Genomic DNA, 22,430 nt, shown 5'->3' with positions numbered 1-22,430 from the left:
GTGGCTGACGGTTAAGGTGGAACTGAAGAGCACTGCAAACGGTTTACCCGGGACCCCGAGGTGGGGGACGTGAGCGGTATGGAGTGGAGTTGGCAGCCGTACCCGGACGCGGTCGGTCGCAGGGATCTTCCTCCTGTCGAGCCCGGTCGCATCGTCGGCCTGGGCGCCTTGTGTGATCTGTGGGCGCCGCGCGCCGACGACGGGAGTTCCCAGAACTTCTCGGTCAGTGAGTTCGTCACGCTGGACGACGGCCGGCGGGTGATCTTGCATGAAGATCGCGGCTTCACCGTCAGCCGGATACTCGATGATCCAGGTCTTGGCGCGGGCCAGTTCGGCGAGACCCGCGACAGCATCACCCAAGACGTGTTGAACGTCGTACTCCCTGATGGCGAACAGCCCAGTGAGGACCACCCCTGGTCGTGGCTGGCCGACCTGGGGCGGGCGCGCGGTCTGGACGTGACCGCGGACGAGCTGCGAGGCCTTCCGTACGAGGTGGTCCTCACCGACGCGGTGACCCGATGGCTCAGCACCCGAAATCTCAGACACGGAGGTCCAACGTGGTCGGATCAAGGAGAGGCTGAGTGATCGGTGCCGTCTGCCGGTGGGACACCGCCGGGTGAATCGCTGTGGCCAGGGCAAGCAGCGCGATCGCGGGCACCGCGATCCCCTATCTGACAGCATGAGGTAAGACAGCTCCCTGCGTCAGCTGGTTTCCTCACGCTGCCGACGAGGGCGTTCGTCGAACAGCTCGGACCTGCAAGCGCGGCCCGCACCGCGTCTTGATCTTAAAACGAGGATTTCGGCAATGTGCGGGCTACATGCTGGCCTCTCGTCAACGATCGGATCACGGACGCACTGACGGGCCACTGCCCGGCGGCCGATCCGGTGCCGACGGGTGACGTGGCGGACAGCACCGGCGCGGGCTGTGAGATCCTGGAGCGCACCCGGCGGGCACATGGCGGGCAGACTCCGGCGAGCCGGACGTAGCCTGACGTCGTCTCCGCAGATCAGGAGGGCTCGCCTAGTGGCCGATGGCGGCGGTCTTGAAAACCGCTACGGGGAGTGATCCTCGTCGTGGGTTCGAATCCCACGCCCTCCGCTTTACCAGGCTTTTTGTCGCCGGAGACAGTTGGCGACGATCAGCCTGGAACAGCTGAAGATCCTTGTGGGCACGAAATGGGCACGCTGGGACGTGACCGGTGGCTGGTCGACTCCGATCCGATGTACGGATCCTGCACCATCGGCCTCGGCGACAGGCAGGAACTGCTCATCCGGTTCCGCACCGACGGGCACGTGGCCCGCGCAGCACTATCGGGCGACTCGGAATGGAGCGGCCGGTCTCGATGAAACTGATGCGTCAGGCGGAACTGTCGGCTCGCAACGCCAGTCCGAGCTGACTGATCCGGCGTCGCTCCCGCCACCCTCGCAGCAGTGCGCCGGCACTCACGCCCGGGATCCCCTCACCGCCGGCCCTGGCGATGGCGTCCGCCCTGCGCTTGACCATAGCTAGTCCAGTGGTATTGGTGGGTATCGGTAGTCATTTTTGACTGTTCGGCGATGTTCCAGGCGTCGCTCGGCCCGGCACGGTTGTTTCCGGCGCGGGTTCCCGCCAGCGGTCGGCCGTCGCCGATGACGATCCGTCCGGGCGGAACGCTCTGGTTCGCGAGCTCCGGAAGCGTTGCCGCAGGACAATCACCCTGAACACTCGACAGCCGGTTGCGTGACGCTTGTGCAGGTCTGCGACAGGATGGCCGGGTGCCTCCCCGTCGGTCGACATCCCCTCGCGCGATCCCGGCCGCCAACACCCCACCCCGGCGTCCACGCGCGGTTTCCGTCACACTCCGTTCCCCAGATGAACAATCCATCCAACAGGCGTTGCCGATCCAGGTCTCTCGTCGCCGGCAGCCCGACAAGACAGTGCAGATCCCGGTCACGGCCAGTTGTGCCGGCTGCGAAGAGCGGTGGACCGATCCGGCCACGACCCATTGCGGGTCCTGCCACCAGTCCTGGCCGACGGTGCAGGGCTTCGATGAGCATCTGGTCGATTGCCCGGCTCATCCGGTGATCGCGACTCGTCGGGTCAAGCGGGAGCGTGAGCCGTCGGGCGCCAACGTGGCCTGAGTCCGTCCTTCCCCCCGTGACCGCGGTCTTCCTCCGCATGCGGCCGGTTTCCGCCGGACGTCTCGGTCACGGGCGATCGGCGGCCGGTAGGCGGCCGATGTGTTTTCGAGCCGCTGTCCTAGCCGAGCCCGGATCACGACGGTGAGGCCCGGCACCGAAGGCCGGAACCACTCGGCGATTCCGTGCAACGGACCGGTGAGGCGGGCGAGAAACTGCTACGTTCCGGCGCTGGAGCACCCGTGAACGCCGCCGCACCGTGTCGATCATCCGGCCGGGATTCCGTCCGTGCCGTGCGCCATCGGATCGCGGATCGAGGATCGCGGGCTGAGGACGGAGGAACGGATGACGGTCTGCGGATTGGTCCGGCTGGACGGGGCGGACGTCCGGCGGGCGTCCCTGACCGCCATGCTGGCTTCATCGTCGTTTGGGCTGCCCGCCGCACGCGGTGTCCACCTCGACGGAGCATTCGGGACGGTGACCGCCGCGGACCTGCGGGCGGACCCGACTCCGCCGATCGCGGTCGACGACGCGGGGCTCGTGGTGATCGCGGATCGTCCGTCCCGCCGTCCCGAGGGAAACGAGACGGCCCGGATGCTGGCGGCCGCCTACCGCAGCGGCGGCAAGTGGGCGTTGCTCCGGTCCACCACGCGGACGGTGACGATCGTCTGGGACCCGCGGCGCGCCCAGCTGGTCCTCGTGCGACCCGCCAGTACGGCCGACGAACTGATCACCTGGTCGGACGGGCGCCTGTTTGCCTTCGGTACCGAGGCTGACCAGGTGCTGTCCGCGGAGATGCTCGCTCCGCCCTCCCGGTTGGCCCGGCTCCGGCGGCTCACCGCCGGTGAGGTCCTGACGATCGCCGTGCCCGCCCGTCTCCGCCGCCCCGCACCGGCGGCGCTCCGCCTGGCTGGAGTTGACTCGGACGTGTCCTGAGGCGACGTCTCCCGGCGCGTTGGCTTCTGCCTGCGTCGGCAGAAGCCGACGGCGGCCTCTGCCTGCGTCGGCTTGCCCTGAGATGTCCCTGCCCTGAGAGGTCCCGACGTCTCTCGACGCCGTCAGGCCGGTCCTCAGGTCCCTCAGGTTGTGGAGGCCTCGGCGCTCTGCGCGGGCTTCGCGGGCTTGGTGGGCCCGGTGGCCGGGCCGGCCGGAGCCGCGGCGGCGGACAGCTGGCTCTCCCGCACAAGGGACGTGACCCGCCGCTCGGCGAAGAACGACAGGAACGGGATGGTGCCGGCAAGCATGATTGTGATCGTCCGGGTCGAGGACAGCCGGCAACGGTTCGCCAGATCGAAGGAAGCGGCGAGATACACCATGTACAGCACACCGTGGAGCGGGCCGACGGCCGCCACGATCGCGTCGTTGCCGCCGATGTACTTCATCGGCATGCCGATGCACACCAGCGCGATCAGCCCCACACCGACGATGTAGGCGATGGCCCGGTACCGCAGCAGGGGTGCGCGAATCGCCGTCGCGGAGGCACGTCCTGTGGTGGCCGTACGGGTGGGGTCGGGCAATGCCGTCATCAGCGGGCTCCGTTGATGTGCTTGAGGGCGTCCCGAAGGGCGTCACGCTCGTACAGTGAGGCGAGATAGCGGTTGTAGGCGTCGAGTTCGTCGTCCTCGGCGGACTGCTCGGCGGTGCCGGTCGTCAGCATTTTGGGGCCCGTGTCGAGATCCGGTCGCCATGGCGCCTCGGGGGCGATCCGGCCGTGGGCACCCCACCGCGGCCCGGTGGTGTCCTTGGGCGCCAGATCCTCCTTCATCATCTTCACCCACCAGTACACGACGAAGGCGGCGAAGACAGGCCACTCGACCCCGTAGAAGAGGTTTTGCAACGATCCCTGCGGGGATTCGCCCTTCGTCAGCTGCCAGATGCCCATGCGGATGAAGAATGCGATCAGGAAGAGCGCGAGGAGATGACGCGCGATCCACGAGGGTGACAACAGCAGCCGACGCACGAGGTTGACGCTACCTCTCCCCGGCCGGTCAGCGTAGGGCGCGTGGCACCTTCCCACGACCGGACTCACACCCGGACCGGACTCACCCCCGGGACCGGGGCGCCGGGCGGCGTGGGAGGGGGCGCGAGGGGCTGGCCGACCTTGGCCGGGCCGGCCAGCCCGCGTGCCGCCGTCGGCGGCCGCTTGGCGACCCGTCCGCCGGGCTGGGGGGGGTTAGCCGGGGAGCGAACGGGCCGAAACACCGCCGGACCTCCTGGCGCGGGGGGCCGGTATGGCGTTCATCTGTCAGTCGTCCGGCGGAGGTTGATTGGTTGCCGTCGTTGTGAAGATTTTTCGTCCGCATGGTTCCCCATGGTTCCGCATGGTCACGTGCAGACCCACGTAACCGGCGCAGACCCACGCCGTCAGCGCAGGACTGCGGCCGCCAGTGTCCAACCCGGCGTGCCCCCGCTGGAGATGGTGATCGACGTCGTGCCGATTCCGGCCGGCAGCCCGATGCTCACCACGCCATCGGCCGAGCCATCGGCGATCGGTGAAGGCAGGGTCTGGGTGAAGGTCTGCGTGCCGCCGATGGAGGTGACGATGATCTGTACCCGCCCGGAACCGGATCCGAGGAGGACGTCCAGGGTGAGCGGAGACTGCGAGACGAAGACCGTCAGCCGGGCCGAGCCCTGCAGGGACAGCCGGTCGGTGTCGTCCACGCCGGTCGCGACCGGCGTGCCCTCCGTCCAGTCGAATCCGGAGGATGACGGCACGGACGTGCCCAGCAGGGTGCCGGTGTCGATCAGCGGCATCACAATGGCGGCCCGGTTCTGCACACCGTTCCACGAGCCCCCGAACAGCACCCAGTCGAGAGTTCCGGGGCCCGGAAGCCGCACCTGTGACCCACTGGGGAAGGGGGCGACGGTGCTGGTGTAGATCCCGCCGCCGATGCCCGCGAACGTTCCGCCGGGCAGGGAGGATCCGCTGTCACCATGGTTCGCGGACGGTCCCGCGGACGGTGACGGTGCGCCGCCACCACCGCTCGCGGACCCCGGGTCCGCCGGGTCCGGGCCGGCGGACCTCCGTGCGGCGCTCGCGTCGCTCGTCGCGTCCGGGACGGCGGCGCTGCCCCCGGATGTTCCGGCGGGGCTCGACCTGGCCGGTTCCGGTGGGAGCACCGTGGTGGCCTGGGGCGACGCGGCCGGCGTCCGCACGACCGGAGACGTCGTGACCGGAGACGTCGTGACCGGAGACGTCGTGACCGGAGACGTCGTGACCGGAGACGTCGTGACCGGCGTGGCGGACGGCCGCGGCTTCGCCGTGACGGTCGTCGTGGGCGGAGCCGGGGAGTTCGATCCCGACGGCCCCAGCAGGGCCAGGGCCGTCAGGGCCGTGATGCTCACGATGGCGAGTAGCGCCCCCGCGATCGTGCCGCGTCGGGCAACCGAGCGCCGCCGGGAACGGGGCCAGTTGTGGGACCGGGGGAGCCGGTCGGGGCTGGTAGACCGGCTGGATCGGCGCCGTCGGCTCGATGGGGCCTTCGTGACGGTACGGCCCAGGCGGTGCTGCCGGGTGATGATCCGGCCATCCTCGGTCCGGGTGTTGGAGCCGATCGAACCAGGCGGTCTGAGTGGTCCGTTCGCGCTGAGTGGACCGCTCGGGCCGACAGGTCCGCTCGGGCCGAGGGGGCGGATGATCGTGCCGCTCAGGGGAGCATCGACTGCCGCCGCGACACGTCTGCGGATGCGATCGGAGTCGGGGCGGTGCCGGCCCATCTCGGCGCTCAGCATGCCGCGGAGTCGGTCGGGGAACGGGAGCTCCCCCAGATTGCCGCCATGACCGTCGCCGCCGCGGAACTCGCCGACGCGATCGGCTGACCCTCGACCATCCGCGCTCGAGCTGTTGGTTCCACGGTCGCCTGTTCCGTGGTCGTTAGTCATGCGGTCACCCGTCCCCGGAGCGGAGGGACGGCAATCGGCCGGAGGCCCGCCGCGCCGCGCTGCCGCGCCACCCTGCGCATCATGATCGGGCCCCTGGAATCCCGGGCGCCTTCTGCGTCATCTATGCCTCGCCGACTCGCTGTTGCCACCAGGGCCATAGCTTGACGCGGCCGAGGCAGGCGAACGCCGACCGGCTCGGACCCGCCGGTTTGCCGGACTGACCACTGTCCCGCCGCCGTCCCAGGCGACCCGAGCCCGATCGGGACCCATTCACCCGGGAACTGCCCGATCGGGATGTGGCGCCGCGTGACGTGCCCGACTGACCGGACGCTACCTGTGGCCTCGCCACCTCCGCGGCACCGGCCGGCGGTAGCTCGGTGTTCTGGAGAATCCGCTCCAGTTCGGCGACTCCCTTGGCGGTCTGGCTCTTCACCGTGCCGACGGAGATACCCAGCGTGCGAGCCGTCTCGATCTCCGACAGGTCGAAGGCGTAGCGGAGCACGACACACGCACGTTTGCCCGGCGGCAGTGTCATCAGCGCGGAGCGCAGATCCATGACCGCGGGGAGATCGGGTATCCGCGCCGACTGGTCGGCCCGCTGACCAAGGAAGAGCAGCCCGCGTCGCTCGCGGACGACCTTCCGGACCCGGTCGGCCGCCAGGTTGGCGACGATCCGCCGGACATACGCCAGTGGAAGGTCTGCGGAGCGGACCCGGTCCCATGCGGACCAGGCGGCCGTCAGAGCGTCCGCGGTGATGTCGTCCGCGACGTCGTGATCGCCAGTCAGGAGATACGCAAACCGGCTCAGCTCGCGGTGATGTCTCTCGAAGAAGGCATGAAACTCCGCCTGGGTATGGGGATGTTCGGGCTCGTCGTCGGCCGCGACCGCTTCCACTGGCACGCTCCCCGGGCCCGTCGAGGCCGGCGCGTCCGCGGCGCCGGCCGGACAGCCGATGCTGTGGTCGTCTGTCACTGGTTGCAGAGAACCATGAGTTCAGGGCGATGTGCATATGACGGTAGCGACTCGATCGGGTATGCGTCGTGGTAGCTGGATGTCGAGTGGGGCGGTCACTGTTAATACGCTCGAAGCAGTGGCTTTACCCTCGGTCCGATGATGTCGGGCTGGCCACACATGGTGATGGTCCTGGTGCGCGCTGACATCGGCCACGGGGACAAACCCGTCTCGGACCGGCCGAGGCAGCCACATTATAGGACATAGGGGCATAGGACTTGACGGCATAGGGCCGGAGGTGCGAGCCGATGAACCGAGATCCGGGCGGGACGGTCGCGAGGACGGGGCGGCGCACGGATGCGCGACGCCGGTCCAGCGGGATGGCCGGCGATCAGGCCGCGGCGAGGGTCGAGCGGCCGACATGGGATGCTAGGAAGATGTTTCCGCCGCGACGCCCGCCGGGTACGGCGAAATCTGTGTCTGTCCTGTCTATCCTGTCTACCCGGTCTGGTCTGTTTACCCTGTCTGTCGCGATGCCCGAGGCCGTCCGTCCCCATCGCCCGAGTCCCCCGCCCCCGCTCGATCCGGACGCCCCGATCCCGGATGATCCAGGCCCGCTCCTGCCCGACGCTCCTGACCTGCCGCCGGCTCCGCACGAGCCCTCGCCGTATACCGAGCCGGCTCCCGGCTCACCCCAACCGGAGCCCGAGCCGGTCTGAGGCCCGAGCCGGCGTCGTCCACCCCACCGGAACATCTGTACGGCCGTGGCCTGACCATGCCCGCACGCCGGATGATGCCGCGGCGTCGCGTGCCGAGGAGCCGTAGCGTGTGACGGGTGCATGCTGTGACGGTGAAAGCGCCCGGTGGGCCCGAGGTCATGACGTGGTCGACGGTGGCTGACCCTCCTGCCCCGGGGCCCGGCGAGGTCACCCTGGAGGTGGTCGCGACGGCGGTGAACCGCGCGGACCTGCTCCAGCGGCAAGGTTTCTACCCGCCGCCGCCCGGCGCCTCTGAGATCATCGGGATGGAGTGCTCCGGGCGGGTGGCGGCTCTCGGCGTCGGCGTGGACCGGGTCGAGGTCGGGGCCGAGGTGTGCGCGTTGCTCAGCGGGGGCGGCTACGCGAGTCGGGTGAACGTGCCGGTCGGCCAGGTGCTGCCGGTCCCGGCCGGGGTCGACCTCATCACGGCGGCCGCTCTGCCCGAGGTGGCCTGCACGGTGTACTCCACGGTCTTCGGCATCGCCGGTCTGCGCGACCATGAGGTCTTCCTCGTGCACGGCGGGGCGTCCGGCATCGGGACCTTCGCGATCCAGGCGGTCCGCGCGCTACGTCCGAACGCGCTGGTCGCGACCACCGCCGGCACTGCGGCCAAACTGGCCAGGGTGCGGGGGCTCGGCGCCCACCTCGCGGTCTCTTACCGCGACGACGACTTCGTTGCCAGGATCCGCGAGACTACCAACGGCCACGGGGCGGACGTCATCCTCGACAACATGGGCGCGGTGTATCTCGCCCGCAACGTCGCCGTGTTGGCCGTGGGAGGCCGTCTGGTAGTCATCGGCCTGCAGGGCGGGGTGAAAGGGGAGCTCAACCTCGGCGCCCTGCTCACCAAGCGGGCGGCGGTCCACGCCGCGTCGCTGCGCGGGCGGCCGGTCGAGGAGAAGGCCGACATCGTGGCCGGTGTCCGCGGCGACTTCTGGCCGGCGATCGAGGCGGGGGCGATCCGGCCGGTCGTCGATCGGGTGTTGCCGATCACCGAGGTCGCGCGGGCACACCAGCATGTGGCTGATTTCGGACATGTCGGAAAGGTAGTACTCACGATCCCGGAATGACCCTCGATGGGTGACACTCGGCGTGACCGTGGAGGCGAAGCCAGTGCCGTGAGAGGCGGATCACGGGGCAGGATAGGGGGCATGACGGATCAACCGGAACCCCGCGTCGTGGTCGTCGGGCCTGACGGCGCGCTGCACGAGACCGCGAACTCGGGGGTAGTCAACCGACCGGTGCGGCCGCTGGCCCCAGACGGTGACCAGGCGCTGCAGGCTGCGGAGGACCCGGACGGCGGCAACCCCATCGCCGCGCTGGTCTCCCAGCCCGACAAGGTGATGCGCATCGGCACTATGATCAAACAGCTGCTGGAGGAGGTCCGGGCCGCCCCGCTGGACGACGCGAGCCGAGTCCGGCTGCGCGAGATCCACCGCAGCTCCATCCAGGAGCTCTCCGACGGGCTTGCCCCGGACCTGCGCTCGGAACTCGATCGGCTGTCGCTGCCGTTCGACGAGGAGCGCACGCCGTCAGATGCCGAGCTGCGGATCGCCCAGGCACAGCTGGTCGGCTGGCTCGAGGGTCTGTTCCACGGCCTGCAGACCGCGTTGTTCGCCCAACAGATGGCCGCCAAGGCTCAGCTCGAGGAGATGCGCCGGCGGGCCTTGCCGAGCGGGCAGCAGCCCGGCAGCGAGACGTTCGGCCGCGGGGCCTACCTCTGACGGTCCGGGACTCGCGAGTCCCCGATCCGCGAGTCCCGGACCACCTGGCCACCTGGCCACCTGGCCAGCGGACCAGCGGACCAGCGGACCGCGAGATCGTCTGTGGTCTGTCTGCGGTCGGTTACCGCCGTTCGCGGCTCCGGCCGCCGGTGCACGAACAGCGGGAGATCGTGAACGCGATGGCCTACTGGGTGCGGGCCGGATGTGCCTGGCGGTCCCGTCACCACGATCCAATCCACGTGATGCCCCGAATGCCGGTGGCGGGACTGTTATGATCCGGCTTGGGCGGAAGATGATCCGCGCCTGGGATGTCGTCAGCCATCCGGCACAGCCGCGTCTTGGGATTTATAAAAGTTGAGGTGGCGACGCCGACCTGAACAGGGATCGGTGTAAACGGGGGAATGAGAAGGTGGAGGCTGGTCGGGTACCGGCCGATGGCGGCACGGCCCCTGAGCCGGTAATCGCCGGCTATCGGGATTTCAAGCTGATCGCGCTCGGTGGTTTCAGCGTTATCTACACTGCCCATCAGAATCTTTTCGCCAGAACCGTGGTAATCAAGATTATCAATGCTGCCCTGGGAGGCGGCGACGCCGCCCGCCGTTTCAGCCGTGAATGCCAGGCGGTTGGCAGGCTGTCCCATCTTCCGGAGGTCGTGAGCGTCTTCGGAGCAGGCACGACGGCTGACGGAAGACCGTTCATCGTCATGCAGTACCTCCGCGATGGCTCCCTGGCCGAGCGGATCCGGGACGGCGGCGCGCTGTCCGTGCCGGAGGCCATCGGTGTCGGCACGCGGCTGGCCCGGGCGCTTGTCGCCGCGCACGGCGCCGGCATAATCCACCGGGACATCAAGCCCAGCAACCTGCTCGTCACCCCGGACGGGCATATCGTTCTCAGCGACTTCGGTACGGCCGCCATCATGGCCGATCCGGGTGCGTCCGCAAGCCTTGCCGCTTATACTCCCATCCACTGCGCGCCAGAGGTCCTGAACGGCGGCCAGTACGGAACCGCTGCGGATGTCTACGCCTTCGGGTCCACCCTGCACACCCTGCTCGCGGGTGTCGCGCCCTTCGCGCCCCGTCCCGGTGACGGGCCGGCGACCATATTTCGGCGCATACTTGCCGGGAACGTGCCCGAGCTGCCGGTGAACATCCCGCCGGAGCTGCGGAGCCTGATCCGACGGATGATGGCCCTCGATCTGGAGCGGCGACCTTCCGTCACAGAGATCGTCGAGGAGCTTGACGCTCTTGGCCGCAACGTCGGGACCAGCGCGCTGGGGGTCTCACCGGCATCCTCCGTTCCCTTGGACGACACCGGTCTCAGCGATCCGGAGGGTTCCCTGAGAACGGCGTCCGACGGCAGCCAGGGCGCGCCGAGAGCGAAGGACACGAGCGAGTCGCCAACCATCGTGCACCACAAGGTTCCTGAAGGCGACCGCGCACCCGGTCGGCCAACGGATGCGCGAGGCCTACGACGGGGCCGGAGCCTGGTCGTTCCCGCGGTCGTCCTCACCGTCCTCCTGCTGGCATCCGGGGCCATGGTCGGCGCCTGGCGCCTGACGGCGATTTCGGCGGGCGGACCGGCGACCGTTGCCCCCCGGATCCCGCCGGCTCATCCGACCCTCCGCACGCCGACGACCAGCCCCGCGTCGCCGCGAACAGCGCCAGCCATGGTCACCGCGACCGCGACCGCGACCGCGACCGCGACCGCGACGCCGAGCGCCGCGCCGTCCCCGACTCCCGCCATCGTACCGTCGACGACCGTGGCGGAATCAGATCCACCGGACCCGCCTGTGGCCAGCCCGTCAACCGTCCCACGGTTCACGGCGAGCCAGGAAATCCTCTACGATCTTCTCAAGGCTTCCGTTCTCAATCGTTCGACGTGCAGGGGGCGCGCCGACCTGGAATCGAAATACGACGCGATCGCAGCGCTCTCCTGCAAGACGGCAACCGACACCACGTTGGTCTATCTGCGAAAATTCTCCACCCGGAGCGCCTATAACGACTATTTCGCCGGGCAGCGGTCCCACGTGGACGGGACCGGCCGATGCCGCTCCGGGGAGGAGGGGTCCAGCCGGTGGAACCACAACGGCGACGAACGCGGACCGCTTGTCTGCATCCGTCTCAGCAACGGTGACTACCGGATCGCCTGGGGCTTCGACGACGACAAGGTCGCGGTGTCCAAGGAGGGTGCCAGCCTGTCGAGCCTCTACAGCTGGTGGGAGGATCACGCGAACCTGCTGACGTCCTAACCGTCCAGGATGTGAGAACCCCGTCGGCCCGGCGGCGGGGTGACCAGGTACGAGAGCATCCGCGTCCGTCCCCGGAAGGCCCGGCGGTCAGTTCGCCGGGCTGACCGAGGACATGTTGAAGTCGGGGATCCGTACCGCGGGCATGCGGGTGAGCGTGAACCAGTCCGCCCATTCCCGCGCCATGGTGCGGGTGGTGGCGCCGATCTCGGCCAGGCGGCCGAGCAGGTCGACCGGTGACTCGTTGAAGCGGAAATTGTTGACGGCCCCGGTGACCTCACCGTTCTCCACCAGGTAGACCCCGTCCCGGGTGAGGCCGGTGAGCAGGAGCACCTCGGGATCGACTTCGCGAATATACCACAGGCTGGTGAGCAGGAGCCCGCGTTTCGTCGAGGCGATCATCTTCTGCAGCGACGCGGAGCCTCCGCCGTCCAGGATCAGATTGTCGATCATCGGGGTGGTCGGGACCCCGGTGGCACGGGCGGACGCGCGGGTCTCCACGAGGGCGGCGAGGGTGCCGTCCGAGATCCAGTCGGTGGGCCTCAGCGCCAGCCCGTTGTCGAAGACACTGGACATCGACGAGGAGGACTGCGTGGTCACGAAGGGGGTCGTCGCGAGTTCCGGGTCGTGCGGATCGCTGGCCAGCCGCAGCCCCGCCGGTCCGATCGCCTCGCCGAGACGCGTGCCGCCGCCGGCCCGGCTGAAGACCGTCCGGCCCTCGGCCGCGTCCCGACCGGCAGCCGTCCAGTACATGTAGATCATCAGATCTGCCACCGCGGAGGGCGGCAGCAGCGTCTCGTACCGGCCGGCCGGCAGTTCCAGCGACCGTTCGCACCAGGCCAGCCGGTCGCGCAGCGCCGCGTCGGTATCCGCGACGTCGACGTCGGTGAAGTCACGGGTCGACTGGCCGTGCCAGACCGAGCCACCGGGAACGCCGCTCTTGGCGTTCCACTCCACGCTGCCGGTCGGCTGGCTGTACCGCAGCCGTAGCCCCGTCGACGTCCCGAGCCACGTGGTGGTCAGATTGTGCTCGGCGAAGCCGAACAACCGCCGCCCGCCCGCCCGCGCCGCGGCGAACGCCTCCGCGAGGTCCCGGGCGAAGGAGGCGAACACCGTGGTGCTGGTTCGGGCGGCCGGATCGGTGAAGGCCTCGGCCGCGCCGCCCGCCGACCCCGCACCCGCGCCGACGGCCGTTGTGTCCAGCCCGAGCAGGTCCGTGTAGTCCTCGGCATCCTCGGCGTCCCGGGCCGCGTCCTCGGCGGCGCGGACGAGCTCCGCGAGGCCGTCGGCATCGGTGGGATGCGGCAGATCGGTGGGACGCGCGGTGGGGCGGCCGCCGGGACCGGGGGAGTCGATGGTGGAGGCCGTCCGCACCCCGAACGAGCGGCCGATGACGCTGATAACGGTGATCGACCGGTCCCGGCTGGCGCCGTTGGTCGTCAACGTGTTGTTGGCCCAGCGCAGGTTCACCGCACTGGACTCGGTGGCGATCACTACGCAGCCGTCCGCCTTCGACAGGCCCAGGGCGCGTTCGACGATCTCGTGGGCGGCCTCGCGCACCATGCTTCCTCCGTCGGCTGAGACTGGTTCCGGTCCGGCCGGCCGGCTCATCGACCGGCCTCTCGGCGAGCATTGAGGATGTTGGTGCCGCGGAACAGAGCCGACGGGCAGCCGTGGCTGACGGCCGCGACCTGGCCGGGTTGGCCCTTGCCGCAGTTGAACGCACCGCCCAGCACGTAGGTCTCGGGGCCTCCCACGGCCTCCAGGGACCCCCAGAAGTCGGTCGTCGTCGCCTGGTAGGCGACGTCGCGGAGCTGGCCGACGATGCGACCAGAGCGGATCTCGTAGAACCGCTGGCCGGTGAACTGGAAGTTGTACCGCTGCATGTCGATCGACCAGCTCTTGTCCCCGACGACGTAGATGCCGCGGTCGACCCGGCTGATCAGCTCCTCGGTCGACGGGCCGCCGGGCGCCGGGAGCAGGGAGACGTTCGCCATCCGCTGGATCGGCACATGGGCGGGGGAGTCGGCGAACGCGCAGCCGTTGGAGCGGTCGACACCGAGCACGGCGGCATTGCGGGCCGCCATCGCCCGGTCGAGCTGATACCCGACGAACTGGCCGTCGCGGACGATGTCGAACCGGCGGGTCTGCACGCCCTCGTCGTCGTAGCCGATGGTCGCGAGCCCGTGCAGGGCCGTGCGGTCCCCGGTGACGGTCATCGCCGGGGAGCCGTACCGCAGCGTGCCCAGCTGGTCGAGGGTGACGAAGGAGGTACCGGCGTAGGCGGCCTCGTAGCCGAGCGCCCGGTCGAGCTCGGTGGCGTGCCCGATCGACTCGTGGATCGTCAGCCACAGGTTCGACGGGTCGATGACCAGGTCGTACGGCCCTGGTTCGACCGAGGAGGCCCCGGACTTCTCGGCGAGCAGACCTGGGATCAGGTCGATCTCGCTCTCCCAGTCCCAGCAGCCGGCCGCGGGGCCCGCCACCAGCCACTCCCAGCCGCGACCGACGGGCGGGGCGATCGTGCGCATCGACTCGAAGCCGCCCGCGGGATCGACCCGGGTCGCCTCGATCTGGCAGATCACCCGCACCCGCTGCTGTGTCGTCGTGGTCCCGGTCAGGTCGGCGTAGTACTTGTTCTCCATCACCGCGCTGAACCGGCCGTCGACATGGTCGACATCGTGCGCCGCGAACAGCGTCCGACACAGGCCGCCGACCCGTTCGACCCGGTCCCGGGCGTCGACCGCGAACGGGTCGGTCGCGTAGGCCGAGACCCAGACCGCGTCGGTGTGGGTCGGTTCCGGGGCGAGTTCGACCGGTTCGGAGTTGAGCGGGGCGGCGACCTGGGCCATCGCGACGGCCTCGCGGGCCAGCCGCGCCGCCTCGTCCGTCGTCAGGTCGACGCCGGCGGCGAAACCCCAGGTGCCGCCGTGTACCACCCGGACAGCCAAACCCAGCGTCGCGCCTTCATGGCGACTTTCCAGCGAGGCGTCGCGGAACGACAGCGAGGAGTCCTTGAGCCGTTCGATGCGGATGTCGGCGTGCGTCGCGCCGAGATCACGTGCGGTCTGCAGAGCCGCGTCGGCGAGTGCGGTGCGCGGCAGCGCGAGGAACTCGCCGTCGATCTCGTGAGCCGGTAGCCCGGATGAGGCCGAGTTCTGGACGAGGGTTGCCATGCCCCTATCCTGGCCCGTCTGTGCGACGGATGTCGGGGCGGCATGCTCGGGTGTCGGGGCGGCATGCTCGGATGACGCTGCGCATGCAGACACTGCGAGAGCGCGAGACCGGGAGGCGCTGCCGCGTCCGGATCCGGCCGGGCAGGCATCAACGCCGCGGTCCGCCGGGAATCCCCGTCGTCGGCCGGGAACCGGCCGGAGGGTATTCACGAAGAGTGCCCGGCCCGGTATGCGGCCCGGTCGGGATCGGGATGGACCAGAATACCCAAGAAGATCATCATGGTTATGGGAAAAGACGCTCCAGGACGATCGCGACCCCGTCCTCATCATTCGACACGGTGATCTCGTCGGCGGCGGCCAGCACTTCGGGATGGGCATTCGCGACGGCGACCGCGTATCCGGCCCAAGCGAACATCGGTAGATCGTTCGGCATATCTCCGAACGCGATGACGTCGGCGGCGACCACCCCCCGTCCGGCGGCGAGCTCAGCCAGTGCCACCGCCTTCGACACCCCCGGTCCCGCGATCTCGAGAAGGTCCGCGCTGGAGGTTGTGACGACGGCGTCCATCCCGGCGAGTTCGACGATGGCGTCGTACACCTCCGTAAACGGAGCGCCGCCCCGCCGGACAAGCAGTTTCGTCGCCGGCAGGACGCCCAGCAGCTCCGAGAACTCCGCGACGATCTCCTCGGGATCGGGCCACATCGTCTCGAAGGCGGGTTCCCGGCCGAAGCGCACGCCGCTCTCGACCGCGAACACCGCGTCGGGAACCGTGGCGCGGATCGCCGCCGCCAGCCGCAGGGCCGTGGCCGACTCCAGGCAGCGCTGGCTGACCGGCTCGCCGGAGTCGAGATCGAAGACCAGCGCGCCGTTCGCGCAGATCGCGAGCCCAGAGACCTCGGTCTGGGCGACGACGCCGGCCATCACCCGACTGGGTCGTCCCGTCACGAACACCACGGTCGCCCCGGCGCGTTCCACCCGGCGCAGCGCCCCGCGGGTGCGTTCGGACACCGTGCCGTCGCTGCGGATCAGCGTCCCGTCCAGGTCGGTGGCGACGATCGCGGGCGGAAGCACAGTCATCAAGTCAACCAGCAACATGGCGGCCGGTGGAGGGACTCCGTCGCACCGGCTCGCCGGCTGGCCGCGGAGCGCGTGTCTGTGGTCGTCGTGTGCCGCTCCGCGCCGCGGGTCCGCGGGGCGGAGGTCGTCCGCCCGGTGACGGGTAGCATGCCGAGCATGGTCCCTGCCGATCGGCCCGCCGTGCCATCCGTCGGCGCATCCGATTCGTCGAATGTATCCAACCTGAAAACATTCGACGAACTCTTCGTCGAGCTTGCCGAGAAATGGCGGCGTCGGACACCCGGCTCGGGAACTGTCGCCGCGCTCGATCAGGGCGTCCACCATCTGGGCAAGAAACTGGTCGAGGAGGCCGCTGAAGCGTGGATGGCGGCCGAGCACGAAGGCCGGGGAAGGGCCGCCGAGGAGATCTCCCAGTTACTCTACTGGAGTCAGCTGCTGATGATTTCTCTAGGCCTTTCGTTGGACGACGTATACTCCCATCTGTGATCGATTCCCTGTCCTTTCTCGTAGACGCTGAGTAGTGACGATGCTTCGTATCGCGGTTCCGAACAAGGGGGCGTTGTCGGCCGCCTCCGGTCAGTTGCTCTCCGATGCCGGCTACCTCGCGCGGCGCGAGGGGAGCGAGCTGGTGGTCGCCGACGTCGAGAACGACATCGAGTTCTTCTTCCTGCGCCCTCGGGATATCGCTGTCTACGTCGGGTCGGGTCGGGTCGATCTTGGTATCACCGGGCGTGATCTCCTCCTCGACAGCAATGCCGCCGCCGAGGAGCTCGTTCCGCTTGGATACGGGTTCGCCACGTTTCGTTACGCCGCTCCGGAGGGGACGCTCGCGGACATCGCGGAGCTCGCCGGCAAGCGGATCGCGACGTCGTTCCCCGCGCTGGTCCGGGCCGACCTTGCCGGTCGGGGGGTCACCCCGGGTGGCATCGTGACTTTGGACGGTGCGGTCGAGACGGCGGTGCGGCTCGGCGTCGCCGACGCGGTCGCCGACGTGGTCGAGACCGGCCGTACGCTCAAGGCCGCGGGTCTGGAGCTGCTCGGCGAGCCGGTCCTGCGCTCGGAGGCCATCGTGATCGCCAAGAGGGGCGCCGATCTGTCCCCTTCGCATGAGCGTCTGCTGCGCCGGATCCAGGGGGTTCTGGTCGCCCGGCGGTACGTGATGATGGACTACGACGTTCCGACGGCCGTGCTCGACAAGGCATGCGAAATCACACCTGGCTACGAGTCCCCGACGATCTCTCCGTTGCAGCGCGAGGACTGGGTCGCGGTGCGGGCGATGGTGCTGCGCGCCGAGGTCAACCGCATGATGGACGATCTCTGGGAGCTGGGTGCCCGGGGCATCCTCGTCTCCGGGATTCAGGCCTGCCGCCTGTAATCCCTGCTACCCGGAGCTACCTGTGCAGGATGAGCGACATGCCCTCGTTGCGGGTAGCGGTGCTGAGGAACTGGCCACGCACCGCGGATGTCACCGTGGTGGCCCCGGGCTTGCGCACACCGCGCATCGACATACACAGGTGCTCCGCCTCAATGACGACCATCACTCCGCGCGGGTCGAGCACCTCGACGAGGGCGTCCGCGATCTGCGAGGTCAGCCGTTCCTGGACCTGCGGGCGACGGGAGTAGAGGTCGACCAGCCGGGCGAGCTTCGACAGGCCCGTGATCTGGCCCTTGCTGTTGGGGATGTAGGCGACGTGCGCCTTGCCGGAGAACACGACCAGGTGATGTTCGCACAGCGACGAGAAATCGATGTCACGGACCAGCACCATCTCGTCGTGGCCCTCATCGAAGACGGTGGTCAGGACCTCGGAGGGATCCCGGCCAAGACCCTCGACGGCTTCCCGGTACGCCCGCGCGACCCGGTCCGGGGTCTTGCGAAGACCCTCGCGGTCCGGGTCCTCGCCGATCCCGATCAGTAGCTCACGAACTGCGCGTGCGACTCGGTCATGGTCGAAGGGACGGGCCTGCCGCGGCCTGCCATTGCCCGGCGCCGGGGTTGACACAGCCGGTCCGTCGCCGTCGGCGATGGGGTCCGGGATGCCGAAACCGTCCATTCCTGGGGCCTCCGCCGCGGGAGATGATTCACCTCGTCGTTCGCCCGCGGCAGTGGACGCCTCGTCGGAATAAGACGTCAACGGCGTCTCCTCTCGTCGTCGCTCGGCCAGCTCGGCGGGGCCCACGGGTTGGCGATCCTCGGCCCGTCATGGGCCGGACCTTCGCCTCCGGGGGGCGCCGGCGTGCCCTGGCCCTGGGGATAACCGTGCTCCCCGGGGCTGCCATTCCCACCCGGACCACCGACATCCGTGCCGTGCGGTACGCCCCCGCCCGGACCGGACGGGTCGACCCCGGGGCCCGAGCCCGCGGGTGCCCCCGGCACGCCGGCGGGCTGACCGTGACCGCCGGCCCTGTTGCCCCCGGTTCCATTGCCGCCCGGTCCGCGTCCGGCGGCACCATTACCGTGGCCCGGGTCGTTCACCAGGTCGGCGACATCCGCCGTCAGCAGGCCGAGCTCGGCCGGAGTCTGCACCGGTGGCCGGTCGGAGGGGACGCGACGCCCCACCCCGGTGTAGATGCCACGCACGGGGCGTTTCTGGACCGTCGCGAAGACCTCGGCGACCTCGTCCTTACTCAGCGTCTCGGTGTCCATCAGCCGCAATACGAGGTTGTCCAGGACGTCCCGGTAGGTCACCAGGATCTCCCAGGCCTCGTCGTGTGCGGCCTCGATCAGCCGGCGCACCTCGATGTCGATCTCACTGGCGACCTCCTCGGAGTAGTCGCGTTGGTGGCCGACCTCCTTGCCGAGGAAGACCTCGCTGTTCTCGGTGCCGAACTTGATCGCGCCGAGCTTGTCGCTCATCCCGTACTGGGTGATCATTGCTCGCGAGATCTGGGTGGCCTTCTCGATGTCGTCGCTCGCCCCCGTGGTCGGGTCGTGGAACACCAGCTCCTCGGCGGTACGCCCGCCGAGGAGGACGGCGAGGCGGTCGAGCATCTCCGAGCGGGTCGAGAGGTACTTGTCCTCCAGGGGAAGCTGCATCGTGTACCCGAGCGCGCGCCCCCGGGGCAGGATGGTCACCTTGTGCACCGGGTCGGAGTTGGGCAGCGCGTGCGCGACCAGGGCGTGGCCGCCCTCGTGGTAAGCGATGCGCTTCTTCTCCTTGTCGCTCATCGCGCGGGTCTTGCGCTCCGGTCCCGCCATCACGCGGTCGATGGACTCCTCGAGCAGCGCCGACGAGATGAATTTCAGGTTGGAGCGGGCGGCCAGCAGGGCCGCCTCGTTCAGTACGTTGGCGAGATCGGCACCGGTGAACCCGGGGGTCCGCCGGGCGATGACCATCATGTCGGCGTCCGGGCCGATCGGCTTGCCCTTGGAGTGCACCCGCAGGATGGCCTCGCGGCCGAGCAGGTCCGGCCGGTCCACGACGATCTGCCGGTCGAAGCGGCCGGGCCGCAGCAGGGCCGGGTCGAGGATGTCGGGCCGGTTCGTCGCGGCGATGAGGATGACCCCGCCCTTGACGTCGAACCCGTCCATCTCGACCAAGAGCTGGTTGAGCGTCTGCTCCCGCTCGTCGTGGCCACCGCCGAGTCCCGCTCCGCGGTGGCGGCCCACGGCGTCGATCTCGTCGACGAAGACGATGGCGGGCGCATTGGCCTTGGCCTGTTCGAACAGATCGCGGACCCGGCTGGCGCCGACACCGACGAACATCTCGACGAAGTCGGAACCCGAGATGGAGTAGAAGGGCACCCCGGCCTCACCCGCGACGGCCCGGGCCAGCAGCGTCTTGCCGGTTCCCGGCGGGCCGTAGAGCAGGACCCCCTTGGGGATCTTGGCTCCGATCGCCTGGAACTTGCCCGGGTTTTCGAGGAACTCCTTGATCTCCTCGAGCTCCTCGATGGCCTCGTCCGCACCGGCCACGTCGGCGAACGTCGTCTTCGGCGTGTCCTTGCTCACCAGCTTCGCCTTGGACTTGCCGAAGTTCATGACCCGGTTACCGCCGCCCTGCATCTGGTTCATGAAGAAGAACAGCAGAAGGACGACCAGCAGTACGGGCAGCAGGTTCAGCAGGAGCGAGACCAGGATGTTTCCACGGTCGACCGAGACGTCGTAGGCGACCCGCTTGTTGCGGAGCTCGTTCGCCAGGACGACACCCTGTTCGGTGACATAGGACGACTCGAACTTCTGGCCGTCCTTCGTCTGGATCTGGATGAGCTGCTTCGAATCCTGGATCTTGGCCTTCGCCACCTGGCCTTCGTCGATCTGCTGCTGGACGAAGTTCAGGTCTCGCTTGCCGTACTCACTGGGACCCGAGAGGACACCCGTCGTGAGAATGATCACGAACAGGACCAGGAGCAGCAGTGGCACCCAGCCGCGGAAAATTCTTCTTGGAGTCATCTGTCTGGAGCACCGGACACGAGCGCTCCACCCTCCTGACGTGTGTGCTGCCCTCGATCGGGATTCCCTTGTGCCGAGGGTACCGCCGGTGCGCGCATCTCACCGCGCGTACATCCGACCAACGGATCGGCGGCCCGCGCTGTTCCGATCGTGGCGGTCTGATGGTGTTCGGTGTTTCGCTCGTGGCGGATGCGGCGATCGAGGGCGTATCCGAGCGGGCGGAAGGCCGGCAGGTTCAGGCCGGGGCGCCCCGCTCGATCGCCGCGGGTGTGAGGGTCCCGACAAACGGCAGGGTTCGATAATACTCCGAGTAGTCAAGACCATACCCGACGACGAACGCGCCGGGAATATCGAAGCCGACATATCGGACATCTACGTCCACGGTGACAGCTTCGGGCTTACGGAAGAGCGCCAGGACCTCGAGCGAGGCGGGGCCGCGTGAGCGCAGGTTCTTCAGCAGCCAGGACAGGGTCAGCCCGGAGTCGATGATGTCTTCGACCACCAGGACGTCCCGGCCCTCGATCGACCGGTCCAGATCCTTGAGGATGCGCACCACGCCGGACGAGGAGGTCGACGACCCGTACGAGGAGACCGCCATGAACTCCATGGTCAGCGGGACCGTCAGCGCGCGGGACAGGTCCGCCATGACCATGACGGCGCCCTTGAGCACGCCCACGAGCAGGATCTCCCGGCCGGCGTAGTCGGCGTCCACTCTGGCCGCGAGCTCGACGATCTTCGCGGCGATCTCGTCCGAGCTGACCAGGACCTCGGCGATGTCGGGATGGGGGCTGTGCCGGAGGCCGTCATGGGCGCCTCCGGCGTCGGGGGTCGTCGTCGCGGTCTGACTCACCTGGTCGTCCTCCTCGATGTGTGGCGCGGTGGCGGCATCCGGCTGTCCGGCGGCGGGGCCGGCTGGCGATGGTGGAGGAACCACCGGCCCGGTCAGCGTGACCCTGTTCTCCCATCGCCGGGCGAGCACGCCGGTGGGAAGCGGTACCGGCTTCTGTCCGCGCCACCGCGTTACCAGCTCCTCCACCGCCCAGATGTGCTCCGCGCGCAGCGCGGAGGCCGACGCTCCGACGTCGATGGCCGCCCGGCGCAGCAGCCGACCGCGGAGCGCCGCGGTGAGCCCGGCCAGTGCGGCGACGTCGAAGGCGACCTCGCCGGTGCACGGCCGGCCATGAGCCATGACGACCTTGCCGTAGACCTCGGCGGCCATGGCGTCCAGGGCGTCCGCGTCGGCCCGCAGCAGATCGGCACTGCGCGCCAGCGACTCGGCGATGCCCGGGCCGAGCTCCGTCTCCAGCACCGGCAGGACCGTGTGACGCACCCGGGACCGGGTGAACGCCGGGTCCCGGTTCGTCGGGTCGTCCCACACCTCGAGCCCCTCGGCGAGGCAGGCGGCCCTGGTGTCCGCGCGGCGGATCCCGAGCAGTGGCCGGCGAAGCAGGCCGTCGTCGGCCGACATCCCCCCGAGGGACCGGGCGCCCGCGCCCCGCGCGAGCCTCAGCAGCACCGTCTCGGCTTGGTCGTCCAGCGTGTGGCCGAGAAGCACCGCTTGGGCGCCGAGCCGATCGGCGGCCGCCGCGATCGCGGCCCGCCGTGCCTGTCGGGCGATCCCCTCGGAGCGAGCAGTGTGCTCGGTCAGGACCTCCACCGGATCCAGGCCGAGGGCCCGACCCTGGCGGGCGACGCGCTCCGCCCGTTCGGGTGAGCCGGCGTCCCAGCCATGATCGACCGTGACCATGCCGGCCCGCAGGGCGCGGCGGGGGGCGACGAACGCGAGGGCCGCGGCGAGTGCCAGGGAGTCCGGGCCGCCGGAGCAGGCGACCAGCACCAGTCCGCCGGGTGGCAGGTCGGTGACCGCGCGGCGAACCGCCAGCCTGACTGCCGCGACCGCGGGAGCGGGAGATCTCGACGAGTGAACCGTGCGCGGAGCCGGATCGCCCGGTCGGACGTCGCCGGCATGGCCGGCGTGGTCCTCACCAGCGATCGGTGGGGTCACAACGTCGGCCGGAAGGCGGACGTGGAACAGCCCGGGGAGTCGGTGACCCCGACGACCCCCGCGGCCCCGACGACCCCGGCGACCATGGCGGCCCCGACGACC

Annotated in this window: 19 protein-coding genes, 1 tRNA gene and 1 pseudogene; 10 read left to right on the top strand and 11 right to left on the bottom strand. The window is 69.4% G+C overall.

Annotation, left to right across the window (positions count from 1 at the left end; all coding sequences use genetic code 11):
• Nucleotides 1-411, bottom strand: a 411-nt coding sequence (locus AC08OV_RS01485) for a hypothetical protein (RefSeq protein ID WP_476615908.1), incomplete at its 3' end; no start/stop codon positions are given.
• Nucleotides 412-807: 396 nt separating this feature from the next.
• Between AC08OV_RS01485 and AC08OV_RS01480 the strand changes: the two genes are divergently transcribed.
• The 4 genes from AC08OV_RS01480 to AC08OV_RS01465 all read left to right on the top strand — a co-directional run bounded on the left by AC08OV_RS01480 (nucleotide 808) and on the right by AC08OV_RS01465 (nucleotide 3,054).
• Nucleotides 808-987 carry a hypothetical protein gene (locus tag AC08OV_RS01480; protein WP_476615907.1) on the top strand — a complete coding sequence of 60 codons (180 nt, stop codon included), beginning with the start codon at nucleotides 808-810 and terminating at the stop codon, nucleotides 985-987.
• A gap of 23 nt (nucleotides 988-1,010) precedes the next feature.
• Nucleotides 1,011-1,099, top strand: a tRNA-Ser gene (locus AC08OV_RS01475).
• Between the two features lie 656 nt (nucleotides 1,100-1,755).
• Nucleotides 1,756-2,121 (top strand): FDXHR family putative zinc-binding protein, encoded by a 366-nt coding sequence (locus tag AC08OV_RS01470; RefSeq protein WP_476593782.1) that lies wholly within the window; start codon nucleotides 1,756-1,758, stop codon nucleotides 2,119-2,121.
• A gap of 342 nt (nucleotides 2,122-2,463) precedes the next feature.
• Nucleotides 2,464-3,054 carry a hypothetical protein gene (locus AC08OV_RS01465; RefSeq protein ID WP_476615905.1) on the top strand — a complete coding sequence of 197 codons (591 nt, stop codon included), beginning with the start codon at nucleotides 2,464-2,466 and terminating at the stop codon, nucleotides 3,052-3,054.
• Between the two features lie 143 nt (nucleotides 3,055-3,197).
• Here AC08OV_RS01465 and AC08OV_RS01460 read toward each other — a convergent pair whose 3' ends face one another.
• The 4 genes from AC08OV_RS01460 to AC08OV_RS01445 all read right to left on the bottom strand — a co-directional run bounded on the left by AC08OV_RS01460 (nucleotide 3,198) and on the right by AC08OV_RS01445 (nucleotide 6,901).
• Complete coding sequence (locus AC08OV_RS01460; protein ID WP_476615904.1) at nucleotides 3,198-3,644, bottom strand: DUF3817 domain-containing protein; 447 nt, start codon at nucleotides 3,642-3,644, stop codon at nucleotides 3,198-3,200.
• Nucleotides 3,644-4,078, bottom strand: a complete 435-nt coding sequence (locus tag AC08OV_RS01455; protein ID WP_476602028.1) for a hypothetical protein — start codon at nucleotides 4,076-4,078, stop codon at nucleotides 3,644-3,646. Before AC08OV_RS01455 ends, AC08OV_RS01460 begins: the two co-directional genes overlap by 1 nt.
• 404 nt (nucleotides 4,079-4,482) lie before the next feature.
• Complete coding sequence (locus tag AC08OV_RS01450) at nucleotides 4,483-5,463, bottom strand: hypothetical protein (protein ID WP_476612410.1); 981 nt, start codon at nucleotides 5,461-5,463, stop codon at nucleotides 4,483-4,485.
• A 658-nt stretch (nucleotides 5,464-6,121) separates the two neighbouring features.
• The gene (locus AC08OV_RS01445; protein WP_476619157.1) at nucleotides 6,122-6,901 is read right to left on the bottom strand and encodes a SigE family RNA polymerase sigma factor; all 780 of its coding nucleotides are present in this window, start codon (nucleotides 6,899-6,901) and stop codon (nucleotides 6,122-6,124) included.
• A gap of 886 nt (nucleotides 6,902-7,787) precedes the next feature.
• Between AC08OV_RS01445 and AC08OV_RS01440 the strand changes: the two genes are divergently transcribed.
• From AC08OV_RS01440 to AC08OV_RS01425, 4 genes and pseudogenes are all read left to right on the top strand, one after another.
• Nucleotides 7,788-8,780, top strand: coding sequence for an NAD(P)H-quinone oxidoreductase (locus tag AC08OV_RS01440; RefSeq protein WP_462185844.1), 993 nt, complete (start codon nucleotides 7,788-7,790; stop codon nucleotides 8,778-8,780).
• Between the two features lie 81 nt (nucleotides 8,781-8,861).
• Nucleotides 8,862-9,434 (top strand): bacterial proteasome activator family protein, encoded by a 573-nt coding sequence (locus AC08OV_RS01435; RefSeq protein WP_476612412.1) that lies wholly within the window; start codon nucleotides 8,862-8,864, stop codon nucleotides 9,432-9,434.
• A 140-nt stretch (nucleotides 9,435-9,574) separates the two neighbouring features.
• Nucleotides 9,575-9,664 (top strand): annotated as a pseudogene (locus AC08OV_RS01430) (IS5/IS1182 family transposase); the annotation flags it as partial.
• A 179-nt stretch (nucleotides 9,665-9,843) separates the two neighbouring features.
• The gene (locus AC08OV_RS01425; protein ID WP_476612413.1) at nucleotides 9,844-11,682 is read left to right on the top strand and encodes a serine/threonine-protein kinase; all 1,839 of its coding nucleotides are present in this window, start codon (nucleotides 9,844-9,846) and stop codon (nucleotides 11,680-11,682) included.
• Nucleotides 11,683-11,769: 87 nt separating this feature from the next.
• Here AC08OV_RS01425 and AC08OV_RS01420 read toward each other — a convergent pair whose 3' ends face one another.
• From AC08OV_RS01420 to AC08OV_RS01410, 3 genes are all read right to left on the bottom strand, one after another.
• A complete protein-coding gene (locus AC08OV_RS01420) occupies nucleotides 11,770-13,290 on the bottom strand; it encodes a metallopeptidase TldD-related protein (RefSeq protein WP_476619156.1) in 1,521 nt (506 codons plus the stop codon).
• Complete coding sequence (locus AC08OV_RS01415) at nucleotides 13,287-14,855, bottom strand: TldD/PmbA family protein (protein WP_476612415.1); 1,569 nt, start codon at nucleotides 14,853-14,855, stop codon at nucleotides 13,287-13,289. The genes AC08OV_RS01420 and AC08OV_RS01415 overlap by 4 nt, the downstream gene beginning before the upstream one ends.
• A 283-nt stretch (nucleotides 14,856-15,138) precedes the next feature.
• The gene (locus AC08OV_RS01410) at nucleotides 15,139-15,933 is read right to left on the bottom strand and encodes a Cof-type HAD-IIB family hydrolase (protein ID WP_476612416.1); all 795 of its coding nucleotides are present in this window, start codon (nucleotides 15,931-15,933) and stop codon (nucleotides 15,139-15,141) included.
• A gap of 156 nt (nucleotides 15,934-16,089) precedes the next feature.
• Here AC08OV_RS01410 and AC08OV_RS01405 point away from each other — a divergent pair, with 156 nt between their 5' ends.
• Together AC08OV_RS01405 and hisG are read left to right on the top strand one after the other, a co-directional pair.
• Nucleotides 16,090-16,419, top strand: coding sequence for a phosphoribosyl-ATP diphosphatase (locus AC08OV_RS01405; protein ID WP_462185852.1), 330 nt, complete (start codon nucleotides 16,090-16,092; stop codon nucleotides 16,417-16,419).
• A gap of 40 nt (nucleotides 16,420-16,459) precedes the next feature.
• Nucleotides 16,460-17,308 (top strand): ATP phosphoribosyltransferase, encoded by an 849-nt coding sequence (gene hisG / locus AC08OV_RS01400; protein WP_476612417.1) that lies wholly within the window; start codon nucleotides 16,460-16,462, stop codon nucleotides 17,306-17,308.
• A gap of 16 nt (nucleotides 17,309-17,324) precedes the next feature.
• Here the strand turns inward: hisG and folE are convergent, their stop codons facing one another.
• The 3 genes from folE to hpt all read right to left on the bottom strand — a co-directional run bounded on the left by folE (nucleotide 17,325) and on the right by hpt (nucleotide 22,328).
• Entirely contained in the window at nucleotides 17,325-18,065 is a 741-nt protein-coding gene (folE, locus tag AC08OV_RS01395) for a GTP cyclohydrolase I FolE (RefSeq protein WP_476598882.1), read from the bottom strand.
• The gene (gene ftsH, locus AC08OV_RS01390) at nucleotides 18,062-20,323 is read right to left on the bottom strand and encodes an ATP-dependent zinc metalloprotease FtsH (RefSeq protein ID WP_476612418.1); all 2,262 of its coding nucleotides are present in this window, start codon (nucleotides 20,321-20,323) and stop codon (nucleotides 18,062-18,064) included. The genes folE and ftsH overlap by 4 nt, the downstream gene beginning before the upstream one ends.
• Before the next feature lie 235 nt (nucleotides 20,324-20,558).
• A complete protein-coding gene (hpt, locus tag AC08OV_RS01385; RefSeq protein WP_476612419.1) occupies nucleotides 20,559-22,328 on the bottom strand; it encodes a hypoxanthine phosphoribosyltransferase in 1,770 nt (589 codons plus the stop codon).
• Between the last annotated feature and the right edge of the window lie 102 nt (nucleotides 22,329-22,430).

It is taken from the genome of Frankia sp. CeTa3Moorea (assembly GCF_978021225.1).
Note: the sequence above shows the minus strand (reverse complement) of the source record. Positions and strands in the feature narration are given on the sequence as shown.

Coding starts and splice junctions, on each gene's coding strand:
- AC08OV_RS01415 (WP_476612415.1), bottom strand. CDS start 14,855: ATGGCAACCCTCGTCCAGAACTCGGCCTCATCCGGGCTACCGGCTCAC.
- AC08OV_RS01460 (WP_476615904.1), bottom strand. CDS start 3,644: ATGACGGCATTGCCCGACCCCACCCGTACGGCCACCACAGGACGTGCC.
- AC08OV_RS01420 (WP_476619156.1), bottom strand. CDS start 13,290: ATGAGCCGGCCGGCCGGACCGGAACCAGTCTCAGCCGACGGAGGAAGC.
- ftsH (WP_476612418.1), bottom strand. CDS start 20,323: ATGACTCCAAGAAGAATTTTCCGCGGCTGGGTGCCACTGCTGCTCCTG.
- hisG (WP_476612417.1), top strand. CDS start 16,460: ATGCTTCGTATCGCGGTTCCGAACAAGGGGGCGTTGTCGGCCGCCTCC.
- AC08OV_RS01435 (WP_476612412.1), top strand. CDS start 8,862: ATGACGGATCAACCGGAACCCCGCGTCGTGGTCGTCGGGCCTGACGGC.
- AC08OV_RS01410 (WP_476612416.1), bottom strand. CDS start 15,933: ATGACTGTGCTTCCGCCCGCGATCGTCGCCACCGACCTGGACGGGACG.
- AC08OV_RS01465 (WP_476615905.1), top strand. CDS start 2,464: ATGACGGTCTGCGGATTGGTCCGGCTGGACGGGGCGGACGTCCGGCGG.
- AC08OV_RS01405 (WP_462185852.1), top strand. CDS start 16,090: ATGGTCCCTGCCGATCGGCCCGCCGTGCCATCCGTCGGCGCATCCGAT.